The sequence below is a fragment of the Pseudalkalibacillus hwajinpoensis genome (assembly GCF_039851965.1).
In the GTDB taxonomy this organism is placed as follows: domain Bacteria; phylum Bacillota; class Bacilli; order Bacillales; family Guptibacillaceae; genus Guptibacillus; species Guptibacillus hwajinpoensis_E.
On sequence record NZ_CP156674.1, the window covers coordinates 3,880,454 to 3,898,062 of the forward strand.

The window sequence follows — 17,609 nt, forward strand, 5'->3', positions numbered from 1 at the left end:
CTTATAATGAAAATGGCATCGATCGAGGGAGGGAAATGGGATATGGAAAGCAGAATCGATCGAATTAAGAAACACCTTCATTCTCAAAGCTATAAGCTTACACCTCAAAGAGAAGCAACGGTTAGAGTTCTTCTTGAAAATGAAGAAGACCATTTAAGTGCTGAAGATGTTTACCTACTCGTTAAAGAGAAATCTCCTGAAATTGGACTTGCAACCGTTTATAGAACGCTTGAGCTTTTAGCTGAATTGAAAATCGTCGATAAAATTAATTTTGGAGACGGTGTGTCAAGGTTTGATCTCAGGCAAGAAGGTGCTGCCCATTTTCACCATCATCTGGTTTGTATAGAATGTGGAGCAGTGGATGAAATTCAGGATGACTTACTTGGTGATGTAGAAAAGGTAGTTGAGAATGACTGGAATTTCAAAATTAAAGATCATCGATTAACGTTTCATGGGATCTGTTACCGCTGTCAGAAACAGGAAGACTCAACGGAACAGCCGGAACAGGTATCCAACCATTCATAATTGTAATAGATTGCGATAAGCCCCTTAAAACACCTAACGATGTATAAAAATCTCCATCACTGGCATATCTTTTACTAGATGGAGGTGAGTTAGATTGAAAAGGGGTCTATTGGTTGTTTTAGATACTATGAAAGTTTTCTTGCTGTTTACAGGTTGTACACTACTGTTTTACTTCGGAATCCTCTGGGTAAATCAAGAATACCAAAACTATCACAGGTATGATGAGCCACAGGGAAAAGCAGTGAAAGTCGTACAAATGGAAACCGATAAGCAAATTTTCCTTGAAAGGCTCGAATTTTTTTACCAGACAGGTGAATAAGGAGCGTTTACAATGGAAGATCACGTACAGGATTTTTTACACTATCTAATTGTTGAGCGAAGTCTGTCAAAAAACACTCTCGATGCATACAGGCGTGACTTGACTCAATACTTAACTTTCTTGAAAGAAAAAGAGGCGCTAACTTCTTTTGGAGAGGTACATCGTGTCCAAATAGTAAATTATTTATATGCTTTAAAAGATCAGGGGAAAGCATCAACAACCATCGCGCGAAATATCGCTTCAATTCGATCCTTTCACCAATTTCTACTTAGAGAAAAGGCGGTTGATCAGGATCCGTCTGTACATATCGAAACACCCAGGACGGAGCGTAAATTACCTAAGATACTCTCAACTACTGAAGTAGAACAACTTCTTGAAGCTCCTGATTACTCTACGCCATTTGGAAAACGTGATCGGGCAATGTTAGAGGTACTGTATGCCACAGGTTTACGGGTTTCTGAATTAGTAGACTTAAAATTGGAAGATATTCATCTTACCATGGGCTTTATTCGAACAATAGGGAAAGGGAATAAAGAAAGAATTGTTCCTCTTGGCAAAATGGCACGCGATGCTCTGACAACTTATCTCGATGAAGGTCGGGGTCAGTTGATGAAACAGAATAGAACAGATATGCTCTTTCTAAATCATCGGGGTGAAAGGCTTTCAAGGCAGGGATTCTGGAAAATTCTCAAGAAACTTGCTGTTCAAGCTAGAATTGTCAAACCACTTACACCCCATACATTAAGACATTCATTTGCCACACACTTGCTTGAAAATGGAGCGGACCTGAGAGCTGTGCAAGAGTTGCTTGGACATGCTGATATATCAACAACTCAAATTTATACACATGTGACAAAGACAAGGTTGAAAGATATTTACTCTACGTATCATCCGCGAGCCTGAACGCAGGTCTCTGGAAAGATCATCTGGTCAATGGCCAGATTTTTTCTTTTTTTACTTCAGCAAACGCATTCACGAGAGTGTTTTTAGTTTTGAAGAGGGAATAGTAACACTAAAGTAACCATGAGGAGGATAATTGTGACTAAACGGTTTAAAAGAATATTTTTAGTTGTTATGGATTCAGTAGGAATTGGTGAAGCTCCTGATGCTGATAAATTTAATGATAAGGGTGCAGACACGCTCGGCCATATTGCAGATCATATGAATGGTCTTAACATGCCGAATATGGAAAAGCTAGGGCTTGGAAACATTCGTGAAATAAACGGCGTATCAAAAGCAGAGAAACCACTGGCTCATTACACAAAGATGATGGAAGCGTCAAATGGGAAAGATACGATGACAGGTCACTGGGAAATTATGGGCCTTCATATCGGACAACCGTTCCGAACTTTTCCGGAGGGCTTTCCGGATCAGCTTATTTCTGAACTTGAACAAAGAACGGGACGTAAAGTGATTGGGAATAAACCGGCTTCGGGAACAGAAATTTTAGTTGAACTTGGCGAAGAACATGTTAAGACTGGCGCCATTATTGTATACACTTCTGCAGATTCTGTTCTACAGATTGCGGCTCATGAAGATGTCGTTCCGTTAGATGAACTCTACAATATTTGTGAGATTGCAAGAGAAATGACGAAAGCCGAAGAGTATATGGTAGGCCGCGTAATTGCTCGACCTTTCGAAGGGGAGGCTGGGTACTTTAAACGAACTTCTAATCGGCATGATTATGCTCTTAAGCCATTTGGTCATACCGTTATGAACGAGCTGAAGGATAACAAGAAAGATGTCATTGCCATTGGGAAAATTTCTGATATCTACGATAACGAAGGTGTAACGGAGTCGCTTCGGACTAAATCGAATATGGATGGTATGGATAAATTAATTGAAACACAGCAAATGAACTTTGAAGGATTAAGCTTCTTGAATCTTGTTGATTTTGATGCGCTCTTTGGCCATCGGCGCGATCCTCAGGGTTATGGTGAAGCGCTGGAAGAGTATGATAAAAGGCTTACGGAAGTTCTTGAGCGTATGGAAGAGGATGATCTTTTGTTTATCACTGCAGATCATGGGAACGATCCAATCCATCACGGAACTGACCATACAAGGGAATATGTGCCTTTGCTTGCTTACCATAAAGGAATTTCAGTAGGTGAAGATCTTGGTATTCGTCAAACGTTCGCTGACATCGGTGCTACTGTTGCAGATAATTTTGAAGTGAAGCTGCCCGAACACGGGACTAGCTTTCTTAACAAGCTTTAGGATCTAGGAGGAGGAAAAATCATGACGGTTATTAAACAGGAAATTCAAGACGCATCATCTTTTATTGAGGAAAAAATTGGCGGTTTGAGTCCGGAAATCGGACTTATTCTTGGGTCTGGACTGGGAGTTCTTGCTGATGAAATAAAGAATCCAATTCGTATCTCTTATAGTGATATACCAAACTTTCCAGTTTCTACCGTTGAAGGACATGCTGGACAGTTTGTATTTGGTGAATTAAACGGCAAGATGGTTGCGGCGATGCAGGGCCGCTTTCACTTTTACGAAGGCTATGCGATGGATAAAGTCACCTTTCCAGTACGAGTTATGAAAGAACTTGGCATTGAAAAAGTGATTGTTACAAATGCTGCTGGCGGTGTTAATAAAGAATTTGAACCAGGTGATTTAATGGTAATCGCTGATCATATTAATAACTTTGGAACGAACCCATTAATTGGGCCGAACAGTAACGAATTCGGTCCGCGTTTTCCAGACATGTCAACTACATATTCAGAAAGTCTGCAAACCCTCGCACATGAAACTGCCAGAGACCTGGGTCTGAAGCTTCAGTCTGGTGTTTATGTTGGAAATACGGGTCCAACCTATGAAACCCCTGCAGAAGTTCGGATGTTACGAGCGCTTGGTGGAGATGCAGTTGGAATGTCTACAGTACCCGAGGTGATCATTGCAAGACATGCAGGTATGGCAGTGCTAGGGATTTCATGTATATCAAACATGGCAGCAGGAATTCTTGATCAGCCACTTCATCATGATGAAGTGATTGAAACGACGGAAAAAGTAAAAGCGAATTTCCTTTCATTAGTAAAAAACATTGTAAGCAAAATGAACTAGAGGACGATGGGAGAGCAATCAGATGAGAATGGTTGATGTAATTCAAAAAAAAAGAAACGGAAAAGAATTAACTAAGGAAGAAATTACTTTTTTCATAGAGGGCTATACAAAAGGCGATATTCCTGATTATCAGGCATCTGCCTTAATGATGGCAATCTATTTTAATGGAATGAAGTCAAATGAAACGGCGATGTTAACACAGGCAATGGTGGATTCTGGAGAGACTATTGATCTTTCAGCCATTGAAGGACATAAAGTGGACAAGCATTCTACAGGTGGGGTTGGTGATAAAACGACCTTTATCGTCGGACCGCTTGTGGCTTCAGTTGGTGTACCGGTTGCAAAGATGTCTGGTCGTGGGCTGGGTCATACTGGTGGAACACTTGACAAGCTTGAATCCATTAAAGGCTTTCATATTGAAATGACCAAAGAAGAATTTGTTAATAATGTGAATACACATAAACTTTCTGTAGCAGGACAAACTGGAAACCTTGCTCCAGCTGATAAAAAACTTTATGCGCTCAGAGATGTTACAGCAACTGTTGATTCCATTCCACTAATTGCGGGGTCTATTATGAGTAAGAAGCTCGCTTCAGGTGCAGACGGTATTGTGCTTGATGTTAAAACTGGTTCAGGAGCATTTATGAAAAAGCTTGAGGATTCAGAAGCCCTGGCTAGAGAAATGGTGAACATCGGTAATAACCTTGGCCGTAACACCGTAGCTGTTATTAGCGACATGAATCAGCCGCTTGGTTTTGAAGTAGGAAATGCTAATGAAGTTCGTGAAGCATGTCAGGTGCTTCAGGGTGAGGATATTGAAGATTTGAGACTTCTTTCCTTAGAACTTGCCTCCCATATGACTGTTCTTGCAGGAGCATTTGACAATATTGAATCAGCTTACAAAACGCTTGAAGCTAATCTTCAAAACGGAAAAGCGTTTGAGGCATTTAGAACGCTCGTTCAAGCGCAGGGCGGAGATGTTAGTGTCATTGATGATTTATCTAAACTTCCGCAAGCAAAGTATCACATTGAAGTACCTGCTCATAAGGATGGTTATGTGACAGAAATTGATGCTGAGTCAATTGGAGTTGCAGCAATGTACCTCGGTGCAGGTAGAGCAACAAAAGATGACCAGATCAATTATGGCGTTGGGATCACACTTAAGAAAAAAGTAGGCGATGAAGTTAAGAAAGGGGAAGCACTCGTTGTGCTTCATAGCGATGAGGAGACTCCTGATAACTCCATTGAAAAAATCAATGTGGCCTATGTTCTTTCTGATCAGGTAGCTGAGAAGCATCAGCTTATTTATAAAGTAATCAACTAAATGAATGAAGGAAGCTTCCCACTGTGGAAGCTTTTTTTATTATGCTTTTTTGAATTCGTATATTTTTCCAGATGGATGGAAATCCTTGTAGTACTAAGAATGGAGGGATCACCGATGAAAGTAGCGGCAACATTGCTCGCCATCTTGCTTGGGGGAAGTATGCTCGTTCCTTCTTTTGCCAGCGCAGAGGAAGCGAAACGTAACATTGTAGAGGAGTCATCATCAGCTATTTTGCTTGAACGAGATACAGGTGCGGTTTTATTTGAAAAAGAAAGTGATAAAAAGCTTCCTCCAGCAAGTATGACTAAAATCATGACAATGATCTTAATTATGGAAGCAATTGAAAGCGGAAAAATAAGCCTTGATCAAAAAATTCGAGCAAGTGAATATGCTGCTTCGATGGGAGGATCTCAAATTTTCCTTGAGGCCGGTGAAGAAATGACGGTTGACGATATGCTTAAGGGAATCGCAATTGCTTCAGGAAATGATGCATCAGTTGCTATGGCAGAAGCCATTGCTGGTTCTGAAGACGAATTCGTTAACATGATGAATCAAAAAGCAACTGAAATGGGCCTCTCGAATACTCATTTTGTGAATCCTACAGGTTTACCAGCCAAGGACCATTATTCAACAGCAAATGATATGGCATTGATGGCAAGAGAATTATTGAAATATGACTTGATTACTAAATATACAGGGTTATATGAAGATTACTTGAGACAGGATACTGACAAGAAATTCTGGCTAGTTAATACGAATAAGCTTGTGAAATTCTATCCAGGAGTAGACGGATTGAAAACCGGTTTTACAAGTGAAGCGAAGTATTGCCTGACAGCAACGGCAAAAAGAGATGATATGCGTGTGGTAGCTGTTGTGATGGGAGCACCTACACCAAAAGTGAGAAATGCTGAAATCACTAAGCTATTTGATTATGCGTTTTCGCAATATAAAACTCAAAAATTGTTTGATCGTCATCATGTTGTAAAGGAAGTTGAAATGAATAAAGGGGATCAAGCTTCAATGACAGTTGTGACATCTGAGCGAGTATCTGTTCTTTTGAAAAAGGGGCAGGAAAATGGAGAAATCACAACGTCAATTAAAATGAATGAAAACATTCAAACTCCCGTAAAGAAGGGTGATGAAGTGGGAATGTTATCGGTGAAAGTGGATGGCCATGTAACGGCAAAATCGCCCGTGCTTTCCTCTGAAGATATTCATCAAGCTTCGTGGTGGCAGCTCATGAAGCGGACGGCTGCACAGTTCGCCAAAACACCTAACGAAGGTGTCAAGTAATTGCCAGTTTCATCGAACGATCACTAGTTTTGTCACGAAGAAGGATTTCACCCTGTAAAGAGAGAAAAAGCTCACAAGCAAACATGAGGAGGAATGTTACGTGAGTCTTTCGATCAACCTTGAAGTGAGACATCCCGTTCTGCTAATTCGGCTCGATGGTGAGCTGGATCACCATACGTCCGAGGAATTAAGAGACAGGGTAGATACCATTATTGAAGAGCGTCGCATTGAACATATTGTACTCAGTCTTGAAGGACTGTCCTTTATGGATAGTTCAGGTCTTGGCGTTATTCTTGGCAGGTACAATAAAGTGAAAAGCTTTGGCGGTGAAATGGTTGTTTGTTCAATATCTCCAGCTGTTAAACGCTTGTTCGAGATGTCGGGGTTATTCAAAATTGTGAGGCTTGAGGCTGATGAGCAGCATGCCCTTGCTACCCTGGGGGTGGCGTAATGAGAAATCGGATGGATTTAGAGTTCTCTGCTCTCAGTCAGAATGAGTCCTTTGCACGTGTAACAGTCGCCTCTTTCATCGCTCAGCTTGACCCAACAGTTGACGAGTTAACAGAAATTAAAACGGTCGTTTCTGAAGCTGTGACAAATGCGATTATTCATGGATATGAGCAAAATTCCGAAGAAAAAGTCTTTATTTCAGTAGAGTTAAACGAAGATACCGTTAACCTGACCATTCGTGATAATGGGATTGGTATTACGGATCTTGAGGAGGCAAGACAACCTCTTTTTACAACGAAGCCTGAACTCGAAAGGTCAGGTATGGGATTTACGATTATGGAAAATTTTATGGATGAGGTCAAAGTGGAGTCAGCAAGTGGACAGGGCACAACCATTCACTTAATGAAGTACCTATCAAAAAATAAAGCGCTATGTAATTAAGGGGACCTGCATATGGACGTGGAGGTTAGGAAAGGGAAGCAGTCGCAACTGAAACCTGATGAAGTGAAGGAATTGATCAAGCAAAGCCAGGATGGCGACCAGGAGGCAAGAGACCTCATTGTACAAAAAAATATGAGGCTCGTCTGGTCTGTTGTCCAACGATTTCTAAATCGAGGGTATGAAGCGGATGATTTATTCCAAATTGGATGTATAGGATTGTTAAAATCCGTAGATAAATTCGATTTAAGTTACGATGTGAAATTCTCCACCTATGCAGTACCCATGATTATTGGAGAAATCCAGCGCTTTATTCGTGATGATGGAACCGTAAAGGTTAGCAGGTCGCTTAAAGAAACGGGAAATAAAGTTCGTAAAGCAAGAGATGAGCTTTCTAAAACTCTTGGTAGAACGCCCACCATTAACGAAATAGCTGAGCAGATTGAGGTAACTCCGGAAGAAGTTGTGATGGCGCAGGAAGCTGTTAGGGCACCTTCTTCCATACATGAAACGGTTTATGAGAACGATGGTGATCCAATCACGTTGTTAGATCAAATTGCTGATCATACTGACTCAGCGTGGTTTGACAAGATTGCGTTAAAGGATGCCCTTCAACATCTTGATGCCAGAGAGCGACTAATTGTTTATTTGCGTTATGATAAAGATCAAACTCAATCAGAGGTAGCGAATCGCCTGGGAATTTCTCAAGTACAGGTATCGCGACTTGAGAAAAAAATATTGAAGCAAATTAAAGAACAGATGAGCAAATAGCTCTTCTGTTCTTTTTTTGCGTGAAAAAAACAATGAACAAACAGAGCATTAGAACTGGTCCCTCGTATCGTTACGCATTTTAACCCACACATACAGAACAGGTTTTACTAGCAAAACTCCAGTACTGGTCTCGTGGGAATTAATGGAACATGGGTTGCGCTAGAATGAGACTCAATTGGCAGAAACATACTATAACCAATATACCCCTCGAATAAGGAGGTGGAGGATGATGCAAAACGACATGATCTATCTTCGGCTCAGGCAAAAGATTAGAGTTCATCCTGGATCCAGGTTGCTAATTGAGAATATCGCTCAAATAATCGGTGATGATAAAATCTGTATGAACATACAGAAAATCCCAATTCATCAAATCACTAAAGAAGATAAGAATCTTATTGTCATTGATGTGATGCAGGTCATTCATGTAATTCAAAGTAAACTTTTGCTTGAGGTTCAGGTTGTTGGTCCAGCACAGACCATCGTTGAAGTTCAGTACCCAAAGAAGAAATTAGCACCCGTTTATTTTGTTCTGATCTGGTTTTTATTATTTATCGGAGCTGCACTTGCAATCATGAATTTCCATGAAGATGTGAGTATGAGAGAGGTGCATCAACAAATATACAAAATTGTAACTGGAATTGATAACCCTAAACCACTTCTGCTGCAGATTCCTTATTCTTTTGGGCTAGGAATCGGAATGGTGCTGTTTTTTAATCACTTATTCAAAAAGCGGTTTAATGAAGAACCTAGCCCACTAGAGGTAGAAATGTTCAATTATCAGCAGGACCTTGATCAGTATGTCATCGTTCATGAAAATGAAGAGAATGGAAATCGAAAGCCATGAACGCACAAATCATTCTCGTCATGCTAATCGGATTTGCTGAAGGAATTGCTGTAGGGGCAGGATTTGTAGCATTTCTATCGGTGCTTGGCATTATTCCGCGTCTGACTCAACTGTCAAAAACGATACATCTGATTCGTTTTTACGAATGGGGGATTATTATCGGGGCTGTCCTGTCAAGCTGGCTTTCTCTTCGCAACCCCATTCTGGGCCTATCTAAATTTGTCCTTATCCCTATTGGTCTTGGAGCAGGGGTTTTTATTGGGATGCTTGCTGCCGCTCTCACAGAGGTGCTTAACGTGCTACCTATTTTAACGAAACGAATAGGCTTTATTGATAAAATTTTAATTCTGTTAATGGCCATTGTACTCGGAAAAGTTTTTGGTTCCTTGTTTCATTGGACAATCTTTGTTGATGGAGGAGTAAAGTAATGTCTAAACCACTTAATGACCAGAGTCAATACAAGGATAATATTAAACCTTACCAGCCGAAGCCGCCTTATGTACTAAACTGTTTAAAAGCTTTTCTCGTTGGAGGCTCTATTTGTATGTTTGGCCAAGCAGTTCAAAATTTCTATATGACCGTATTTGATTTTTCGAAAGAATCAGCTGGTAATCCCACGGTTGCAACACTCATATTAATTGCTGCTCTTTTAACCGCTTTTGGATGGTACGACAAGATTGGACAGTTTGCTGGAGCAGGTTCCGCTGTACCAGTTACTGGTTTTGCAAATTCCATTACGAGTGCGGCACTTGAACATAAGAGCGAAGGGGTTGTTCTTGGGATCGCCACAAATATGTTTAAGTTAGCAGGATCCGTTGTCGTCTTTGGAGTTGTAGCAGCTTATTTAGTAGGAATGGTTCGAATGATTTTTAAAGCTCTTTTATAAGGAGAGAGAATAATAATGAAATTAGGAAAGCAAACATGGCAATTCTCAAATGTATTTTTGCAATCTGTCGGCACGGCGGTTGGTCCAAAAGAAGCAGAGGGACCGTTTGGTAATGAATATGATGTCACATATGAAAATCTTCACTGTGATCAGGAAAACTGGGAGCTTGCTGAACGAAAATTGCTGGAAGATGCGATAACAAGTTCCCTGATTAAAAAAGAACTGACGCAGGAAGAAGTAGATGTGTATGTAGCAGGAGATTTATTAAATCAAATTGTGAGTGCTACTTATTCTGCAAGATCTAACCAAATCCCATTTTTAGGTGTATTCGGAGCCTGTTCAACATCGATGGAATCTCTTGCTATTGCATCCTCACTTGTTGAAGGAGGATTTGCAAATCGTGCTATTGCAGCAGTTAGTAGTCACAATGCCACCGCAGAACGCCAATTTCGCTATCCTACTGAATATGGCGGACAGAAGCCAGGGACAGCTACATCAACTGTTACTGGAGCGGGAGCAGCGTTAATCGGGAGGGATTCTTCAAATATAAAGATCACGGCGGCTACAATTGGGAAAGTTATTGATTGGGGGATAAAAGATCCGTTTGATATGGGATCGGCCATGGCACCTGCTGCTGCTGATACACTAGCGGCTCATTTCAACGATTTGGGTGTGCAACCATCTGAGTATGATTTAATCGTAACTGGAGATCTGTCATCGGTAGGATCTCCCATTGTTCGAGATCTCCTGCTTGAGAAAGGGTTTGACATTACAAATAATCACAACGACTGTGGACTAATGATTTATCGTCCTGATCAGAAGGAAGTTTTTGCTGGCGGAAGTGGGTGTGCCTGTTCCGCTGTTGTAACATATGCTCATTTAATTGAACTTCTGAAAAAAGGAATGTATAACAAAATACTGATTACAGCTACAGGATGTCTTCATAGTCCTGTCATGGTTCAACAAAAAGAAAGTATGCCTGCTATAGCTCATTCTGTAGTGTTTGAGCGAGTGGGAGGTGGAGAGTAATGGAATATTTACTTGCATTTGCTGTAGGTGGGGCTATTTGTGTAATCGGGCAGTTGCTTTTAGATATCTTTAAACTAACGCCTGCCCATGTTATGTCGTCCTTTGTAGTAGCGGGGGCAGTTCTGGATGGGTTTGGGATTTATGATAAATTGATTGATTTTGCTGGTGCAGGCGCTACAGTACCAATCACAAGTTTTGGTCATTCCCTGCTTCATGGCGCTATGCAACAGGGAGAAGAGCACGGGTTTATCGGGATTGCAATGGGGATTTTTCAGCTAACTTCGGCAGGCATTTCCTCAGCCATTGTCTTTGGATTCATTGTAGCCATATTATTTAAACCAAAGGGGTGAGAGCAGTGAGTAAAAAGCGGCGGGTCATATTCGTAACAGATGGAGATTTATATGCACAGAAGGCGATCGAAAAAGTAGCATCTGATATTGGAGGACGGTGTATAAGTCAGTCGGCAGGAAATCCGACCCCGCTTGCTGGGTATGAAATTGTATCTCTCATTCATCAGACCCCACACGACCCAGTCTTCGTCATGTTTGATGATAGTGGATTCCCTGGTGAAGGGTATGGTGAGCTCGCGATGCAATCTGTAGCTGAGGATGAGAACATAGAGTTGCTTGGTGCGATTGCAGTTGCGTCCAAAACTCATTTTTCAGAATGGACGAGGGTAGATGTGTCGATTGACCGATTTGGGGAGCTTACTCATTATGGGGTTGATAAGGGAGGGTTTCCTGATATGGAAGCAGGAAGGATCGATGGAGACACTGTTTCCATATTAGATAAACTTAATTTACCTATTGTGATTGGAGTTGGAGATATAGGTAAAATGTCTGGTTTAGATGACCCTTCCGTTGGTTCTCCAATAACGTTAAAAGCTGTTAAGATTCTGCTCGAAAGGAGCGGTTTTAATGACATCTAAGATCGACAACAAACAGAAAATATTTAAGAAAATTAAGGAAAATGAAGAGTTTTTAACGAAATCGATTGGCATTGGTAAGAGTTTTGACGTTGGTGTTCGCAAATTAAAGATTTTGAATAAAGAAATTCAATTTTACTATTGCACCGGTCTCTGTGACACGTCGATTATTGTTGAAGTCATGCGCGAGCTAATGTTAATTGATGATCATCATCGGCTTACCGTTAAACTCGAACAGGTTATTCACAATCATTTGCCTCATCAGCAGGTGACTGCAGTTGAAACCTTCGATGAAGTGGTGGATCAGGTTTTATCGGGATTAATTGCTGTATTTATGGAAGGGGAAGAGCATGCGTTTATTATTGATGTTCGTAAATACCCCGGAAGAGCGCCTCAAGAGCCTGACACTGAAAAAGTCATTAGAGGTTCGAGGGATGGCTATACAGAGAACATCATCGAAAATACGGCTTTAACAAGGCGAAGAATCAGAGATGGACGATTAAGAAATGAAATCTTTCAAATTGGTGAGCGCTCCAAAACGGACGTATGCATAACGTATATACAGGATGTAGCTAACCCTAACTTGGTTGAAATCATCAAGGAAAAGTTAAAAGAAATTAATATTGATGGGATACCAATGGCTGATAAGGCGGTTGAAGAATTTCTTGTTCATCAGGCGGCTAATCCTTTTCCATTAGTTAGATATACTGAACGGCCAGACGTAGCCGCTTCTCACTTGTTAGAAGGACATGTAATTATTATTGTGGATACGTCTCCAAGCGTTATTATTACGCCAACAACATTCTTTCATCATGTTCAACATGCAGAAGAATATCGTGAAGCACCGCTTCCTGGTGCATTTCATCGCTTGGTTCGATTTGGTGGCATGCTTGTAGCGCTATTACTATTACCACTGTGGTTATTAATGGTTAATCAACCAGAATTGCTTCCTGCTACCATCGACTTTATTGGACCGAATGATAAGTCAAACGTACCGATTTTTCTTCAAATCATCCTTGCGGAAATTGGAATTGAAACACTGAGGATGGCGGCAATTCATACCCCGACTCCGTTATCCACTGCTATGGGGCTCATCGCTGCTGTGTTAATTGGTCAAATCGCGATAGACGTAGGCTTATTTGTACCGGAAGTTATTCTCTATGTTTCAATCGCTGCTGTAGGTTCCTTTGCAACGCCTAGCTATGAATTAGCGATCGCAAACAAGCTTATCAGGCTAATTCTACTGTTTCTTGTCTATTTATTCAACGTACCCGGCTATATCATTGGTGTAACAGCAGTGATTCTTTTTCTAGTCAGTTTAAGACCGCTTAATACACCTTACCTCTGGCCGTTTATTCCTTTTAATCCCGAGGCTTTCATACAAGTGCTTATTCGCGTATCAGTGCCACTTACGAAACTTCGTCCTAGTATCACGGAGCCACAAAATAAGAATAAACAGGCGGACAAACCACTTGCCGAATCTTAAAAAATGTGATAATTTATTTCTTAATAGAATAGACCTCATTGAACGTAATGGGGATAGAGGCGCAAAGCGAATGAGTACGGTATCTGAGCATATAATGGAATGCGATGATGATATTCGAAAGGTCAATTTGCCGAAGTGAAATAAGGGCCATCCTTAAATTGCTGGGCTGCTGCTGAATAAGTTGCAGACTGTCACTGATAGAAGGATTCTTTCAGTGGTGAGCTAATCCAACTCGTGAGGATACGGAGCAAAACAGCCATTGTATCTAAAGTTGGCTGTTTTTTCTTATTGTCTGGAGGGAGCTCGCATCAATTATTAGCGAGAGGGGAGAAACATTGTGCACTTATACGGTACATCTGCGGTTTCGGATAGAGGCCATTTAACAATTGGAGGGGTAGATACCGTTCAATTAAGTAAAGAATACGGCACTGCACTTTATGTTTACGATGTGGCGATGATTAGAGAGAAAGCAAGAGCGTTTCGAAATGCCTTCGAGCAGGAGAACGTTCACTATCAAGTCGCTTATGCAAGCAAGGCTTTTTCTTGCATCGCAATGGTTCAGCTTGCAGATGAAGAGGGGTTAAGTCTCGATGTTGTTTCAGGTGGAGAATTGTACACAGCCCTTCAAGCTGGATTTCCTGCTGAGCGTATTCACTTTCATGGAAACAATAAAAGTGATGCTGAAATTCGTATGGCTCTTGATGCTAAAATCGGCTGTTTCGTTGTCGATAATTTCTATGAACTGGCATTACTTGAACAACTGGCAGAAGAAAAGGGAGTAAGAGCAAACATCCTGCTACGTATTACGCCTGGCATCGAAGCCCATACACATGATTATATTTTGACAGGTCAAGAAGATTCGAAGTTTGGTTTTGATCTGCAAAGTGGCCAGGTGGAAGAAGCGATTCAATCAGCTGAGAAAAAAAGCACTCTAAAATTACTTGGACTTCACTGTCATATAGGCTCTCAAATTTTTGAAACAACAGGATTCGTGATGGCAATCGACAAAATATTTCAATACCTTTCAACCTGGTATGAATCATTTGGATTTGCGCCAGAGGTTTTAAATCTGGGCGGAGGCTTCGGAATTCGTTATACTGCAGATGACCAGCCAATACCTGTCGGTGATTATATCGCAGCGATGACGCACGCCGTTAAACGAAACCTCAGCGAAGGAATGGCGATGCCGGAAATATGGATTGAACCAGGTCGTTCTCTTGTAGGAGAAGCGGGTTTGACTCTTTATACGGTAGGTTCCCATAAGCATGTACCTGAGCTTCGAAATTATCTTGCAGTTGACGGTGGAATGAGTGATAACCTTCGTCCAGCGTTATATCAGGCTAAGTATGAAGCAGCAATTGCGAACCGAATGAACGAAACGAGAGATCATCTGTACTCAGTTGCAGGGAAATGCTGTGAGTCAGGCGATATGTTAATCTGGGATTGTAAGTTGCAACGCGCGATTTCAGGGGATGTAATGGCTGTCTTTTCAACTGGAGCATACGGGTATTCGATGGCTAACAACTACAACCGTTTACCAAAACCAGCTGTTGTTTTCGTAGAGAATGGCGAAGCAAGCCTTGTTGTGAAGAGAGAATCGTACGAAGATTTAATCCACCATGACCTTCCATTGAAGCAAGCGATTATATCAAAATAATAATTTGAAGTAGAATTAATAGGGTGTAGCAGAACTCTATGCTATAATAAAAGTGCTTTCAAGCAAAATGTTTGTGCAGGAGGATTAATTAATGAAAAAAGGTACAATTGCATTCGAAAATGGAGAGGTAATTCAAATTGAATTTTACCCAGAAGAAGCACCTAACACGGTAGCTAACTTTGAGAAGCTTGCGAACGAAGGCTTCTATAATGGAGTGAATTTCCACCGCGTGATTCCTGGCTTTGTTGCTCAGGGCGGAGACCCAACTGGATCTGGTATGGGTGGTCCTGGTTACACGATTGACTGTGAAACAGAGGGTAACCCACATAAGCACGTAGCAGGTTCACTTTCAATGGCTCATGCAGGTAAAAACACAGGCGGCAGCCAGTTTTTCCTTGTTCACGAACCACAACCACATCTTGATGGCGTCCATACAGTCTTTGGTCAGGTGACAGAAGGCATGGATACAGTCCTACGCATCAAGCAAGGCGATGTAATGAAAGAAGTAAAGGTTTGGGACGAAGAATAGTTCTTCATACTACTAAAAACTAAAAACTTTCCTTCGGGGGCGGGTGAAAGTCCCAACCGGCGGTGATGACTGGCGATTAAGCTAGCTAAGTCCGTGACCCGTTTGCATATGCAAACGGTGGATCTGGTGAGAAACCAGAACCGACAGTATAGTCTGGATGGGAGAAGGAATATAAAGTAACCAATTTCTTTTTGAATCTACGATTCAAAAGGTTTATTTGGTATATATACTTTTGCCTCCCAAGTATGAGTTTTGGGAGGCTTTTTTCATGCCATCTTTCAACACCGTAAATGGAAAGTGGCACAGGAGTAGATACTATGAATCATCAGGATTATATGAAAACAGCAATCGATATGGCGCGAGGTACCGTTGGACAGACGAGGCCTAATCCTGCTGTAGGTGCTTTGATCGTGAGCGATGGACGCATAATCGGCATGGGTGCACACCTGAAAGCTGGAGAAGGACACGCCGAAGTGCAAGCACTTCAAATGGCTGGGAAAAAAGCGGAGGGTGCCACTGCATACGTTACGTTAGAACCGTGCAGTCATCATGGCCGTACGCCGCCTTGTGCAGATGCCCTTATCAAGGCTGGTATTTCAACTGTCTTTATTGCGAGTCAGGATCCAAATCCGCTCGTAGCAGGTAAAGGAATAGAGAAACTGAAAGAAGCAGGGGTTCATGTTGAAGTAGGTCTTCTTGAAGAAGAAGCCCTGATATTGAATGAAATGTTTTTCCACTACATCACTCATCATCGACCGTTTGTTACTCTAAAGTCTGCTACTACTCTTGATGGTAAAATTTCCTCTCGAACTGGGGATAGCAAATGGGTTACAGGAGAACTAGCTAGAAGGGATGTACACTCATTTCGACATAAACATGATGCCATTCTTGTTGGAGTCGGAACTGTCATTGCAGACGACCCATCATTAACAACAAGGTACGGCGAGGGGCTATCACCGATAAGGATAGTCCTTGATCATCAACTTAGGATTTCCTCGGATGCAATGCTGCTCAAAGACAGGAGAGCTGAAACGTGGATTGTGACGACAAAAGAAGCTGTCAGTAAAAATGATCGCATGTTCCCTGATCATGTCCGTTTGATTGGGATATCTGAAAAACAGATTCAAATCAAAGAAGTGCTAAAAATCCTTGGTGAAAATCAAATTACTTCTCTGTTTGTAGAAGGAGGCGCCGAGGTGAATGCCAGTTTCCTTGAATCGCAATCGTTTGAACAGGTTATTACGTATATTGCCCCTAAATTAATTGGTGGTAGACAGTCTCCATCATCTTTTGGAGGTACCGGCTTCTCCCGAATGAATGATGCAGTGGATCTCGAAATGCTTAGTGTTGATCAAATCGGAGATGACATTAGAGTTATCGCTCGAAGAAGGGAGAAACGGTAATGTTTACAGGAATTGTAGAAGAAATCGGTCGAGTAGAGAGCGTTCAGCAGGCAGGGGAGTCAATCGTCATGCAGATTGCTGCAGAAACGGTCTTAATTGATGCTCACCTTGGTGATAGTATTTCAATTAATGGTGTGTGTTTAACTGTAACGTCATATACAGATTCTGCTTTTACGGTTGACATCATGCCTGAAACATTTCGTTCCACAGGTCTTCGTCACCTTGGACCCAATTCCTCAGTTAACCTCGAACGTGCGATGTCAGCTAACGGTCGCTTTGGCGGCCATTTTGTTTCAGGGCACGTTGATGGTGTGGGGAAAATTACACGCGTTGAAAACGTTGATAATGCAGTTTATTACGATATCGCGATATCGAGAGAACTTCTCATTTATTTCGTTGAGAAAGGCTCTGTATCGGTTGATGGAACGAGCCTAACCGTTTTTGGTATCGGCGAGAACACCTTGACGATATCTCTTATTCCTCATACGGTCGAAAAGACGGTTTTAGGTAATAAGCGGGTTGGTGATTTAGTGAATATTGAATGTGATATGCTCGGAAAATACATTATGAAATACTTAGAACAAAGAAGTGGCTCTAAATCAGAGCACACCGCTTCACTTGGCAGTCAATTCTTTGAAGATCATGGGTTCAAATAAAGGTGAGG

21 protein-coding genes and 2 riboswitches are annotated in these 17,609 nt (G+C 41.5%); all 21 genes read left to right on the top strand.

Annotated elements, in window-relative coordinates; all coding sequences use genetic code 11:
• Positions 1-42 precede the first annotated feature (42 nt).
• The 21 genes from ABFG93_RS20075 (at position 43) to ribE (ending at position 17,601) form a co-directional block, all read left to right on the top strand.
• The gene (locus tag ABFG93_RS20075) at positions 43-525 is read left to right on the top strand and encodes a Fur family transcriptional regulator (protein ID WP_347549772.1); all 483 of its coding nucleotides are present in this window, start codon (positions 43-45) and stop codon (positions 523-525) included.
• A 127-nt stretch (positions 526-652) separates the two neighbouring features.
• Positions 653-844 (top strand): YqzK family protein, encoded by a 192-nt coding sequence (locus ABFG93_RS20080; protein WP_347552909.1) that lies wholly within the window; start codon positions 653-655, stop codon positions 842-844.
• 12 nt (positions 845-856) lie between these two features.
• Positions 857-1,747, top strand: a complete 891-nt coding sequence (gene xerD / locus ABFG93_RS20085; RefSeq protein ID WP_347549773.1) for a site-specific tyrosine recombinase XerD — start codon at positions 857-859, stop codon at positions 1,745-1,747.
• 171 nt (positions 1,748-1,918) lie between these two features.
• Positions 1,919-3,061, top strand: a complete 1,143-nt coding sequence (gene deoB, locus ABFG93_RS20090; protein ID WP_431522101.1) for a phosphopentomutase — start codon at positions 1,919-1,921, stop codon at positions 3,059-3,061.
• A 21-nt stretch (positions 3,062-3,082) separates the two neighbouring features.
• On the top strand, positions 3,083-3,910 hold the full coding sequence (locus ABFG93_RS20095) for a purine-nucleoside phosphorylase (protein ID WP_347549775.1): 828 nt from the start codon (positions 3,083-3,085) through the stop codon (positions 3,908-3,910).
• Between the two features lie 22 nt (positions 3,911-3,932).
• Positions 3,933-5,234 (top strand): pyrimidine-nucleoside phosphorylase, encoded by a 1,302-nt coding sequence (locus ABFG93_RS20100; RefSeq protein WP_347549776.1) that lies wholly within the window; start codon positions 3,933-3,935, stop codon positions 5,232-5,234.
• 159 nt (positions 5,235-5,393) lie between these two features.
• Entirely contained in the window at positions 5,394-6,527 is a 1,134-nt protein-coding gene (locus tag ABFG93_RS20105) for a D-alanyl-D-alanine carboxypeptidase family protein (RefSeq protein WP_431522102.1), read from the top strand.
• A gap of 100 nt (positions 6,528-6,627) precedes the next feature.
• A complete protein-coding gene (gene spoIIAA, locus ABFG93_RS20110) occupies positions 6,628-6,978 on the top strand; it encodes an anti-sigma F factor antagonist (RefSeq protein WP_347549778.1) in 351 nt (116 codons plus the stop codon).
• Entirely contained in the window at positions 6,978-7,418 is a 441-nt protein-coding gene (spoIIAB, locus tag ABFG93_RS20115) for an anti-sigma F factor (protein ID WP_347549779.1), read from the top strand. Before spoIIAA ends, spoIIAB begins: the two co-directional genes overlap by 1 nt.
• Before the next feature lie 12 nt (positions 7,419-7,430).
• On the top strand, positions 7,431-8,186 hold the full coding sequence (gene sigF / locus ABFG93_RS20120) for an RNA polymerase sporulation sigma factor SigF (protein ID WP_347549780.1): 756 nt from the start codon (positions 7,431-7,433) through the stop codon (positions 8,184-8,186).
• Positions 8,187-8,415: 229 nt separating this feature from the next.
• On the top strand, positions 8,416-9,030 hold the full coding sequence (locus ABFG93_RS20125; RefSeq protein WP_347552910.1) for a stage V sporulation protein AA: 615 nt from the start codon (positions 8,416-8,418) through the stop codon (positions 9,028-9,030).
• A complete protein-coding gene (locus tag ABFG93_RS20130) occupies positions 9,027-9,458 on the top strand; it encodes a stage V sporulation protein AB (protein WP_347549781.1) in 432 nt (143 codons plus the stop codon). The genes ABFG93_RS20125 and ABFG93_RS20130 overlap by 4 nt, the downstream gene beginning before the upstream one ends.
• Positions 9,458-9,916 (top strand): stage V sporulation protein AC, encoded by a 459-nt coding sequence (gene spoVAC / locus ABFG93_RS20135; protein ID WP_347549782.1) that lies wholly within the window; start codon positions 9,458-9,460, stop codon positions 9,914-9,916. Before ABFG93_RS20130 ends, spoVAC begins: the two co-directional genes overlap by 1 nt.
• Before the next feature lie 15 nt (positions 9,917-9,931).
• Entirely contained in the window at positions 9,932-10,945 is a 1,014-nt protein-coding gene (gene spoVAD, locus ABFG93_RS20140; RefSeq protein WP_347549783.1) for a stage V sporulation protein AD, read from the top strand.
• A complete protein-coding gene (gene spoVAE / locus ABFG93_RS20145) occupies positions 10,945-11,295 on the top strand; it encodes a stage V sporulation protein AE (RefSeq protein WP_347549784.1) in 351 nt (116 codons plus the stop codon). The genes spoVAD and spoVAE overlap by 1 nt, the downstream gene beginning before the upstream one ends.
• Before the next feature lie 5 nt (positions 11,296-11,300).
• Positions 11,301-11,873, top strand: a complete 573-nt coding sequence (locus ABFG93_RS20150) for a stage V sporulation protein AE (protein ID WP_347549785.1) — start codon at positions 11,301-11,303, stop codon at positions 11,871-11,873.
• Entirely contained in the window at positions 11,863-13,356 is a 1,494-nt protein-coding gene (locus ABFG93_RS20155) for a spore germination protein (RefSeq protein WP_347549786.1), read from the top strand. The genes ABFG93_RS20150 and ABFG93_RS20155 overlap by 11 nt, the downstream gene beginning before the upstream one ends.
• A gap of 46 nt (positions 13,357-13,402) precedes the next feature.
• Positions 13,403-13,589, top strand: a riboswitch (Lysine riboswitch).
• 104 nt (positions 13,590-13,693) lie between these two features.
• Positions 13,694-15,013 (top strand): diaminopimelate decarboxylase, encoded by a 1,320-nt coding sequence (lysA, locus tag ABFG93_RS20160; RefSeq protein WP_347549787.1) that lies wholly within the window; start codon positions 13,694-13,696, stop codon positions 15,011-15,013.
• Positions 15,014-15,104: 91 nt separating this feature from the next.
• Positions 15,105-15,542 (top strand): peptidylprolyl isomerase, encoded by a 438-nt coding sequence (locus tag ABFG93_RS20165; RefSeq protein WP_347549788.1) that lies wholly within the window; start codon positions 15,105-15,107, stop codon positions 15,540-15,542.
• 25 nt (positions 15,543-15,567) lie between these two features.
• Positions 15,568-15,715, top strand: a riboswitch (FMN riboswitch).
• A 144-nt stretch (positions 15,716-15,859) separates the two neighbouring features.
• Positions 15,860-16,945 (top strand): bifunctional diaminohydroxyphosphoribosylaminopyrimidine deaminase/5-amino-6-(5-phosphoribosylamino)uracil reductase RibD, encoded by a 1,086-nt coding sequence (gene ribD, locus ABFG93_RS20170; protein ID WP_347549789.1) that lies wholly within the window; start codon positions 15,860-15,862, stop codon positions 16,943-16,945.
• Positions 16,945-17,601, top strand: a complete 657-nt coding sequence (ribE, locus tag ABFG93_RS20175; protein WP_347549790.1) for a riboflavin synthase — start codon at positions 16,945-16,947, stop codon at positions 17,599-17,601. The genes ribD and ribE overlap by 1 nt, the downstream gene beginning before the upstream one ends.
• The last annotated feature ends 8 nt before the right edge of the window (positions 17,602-17,609 follow it).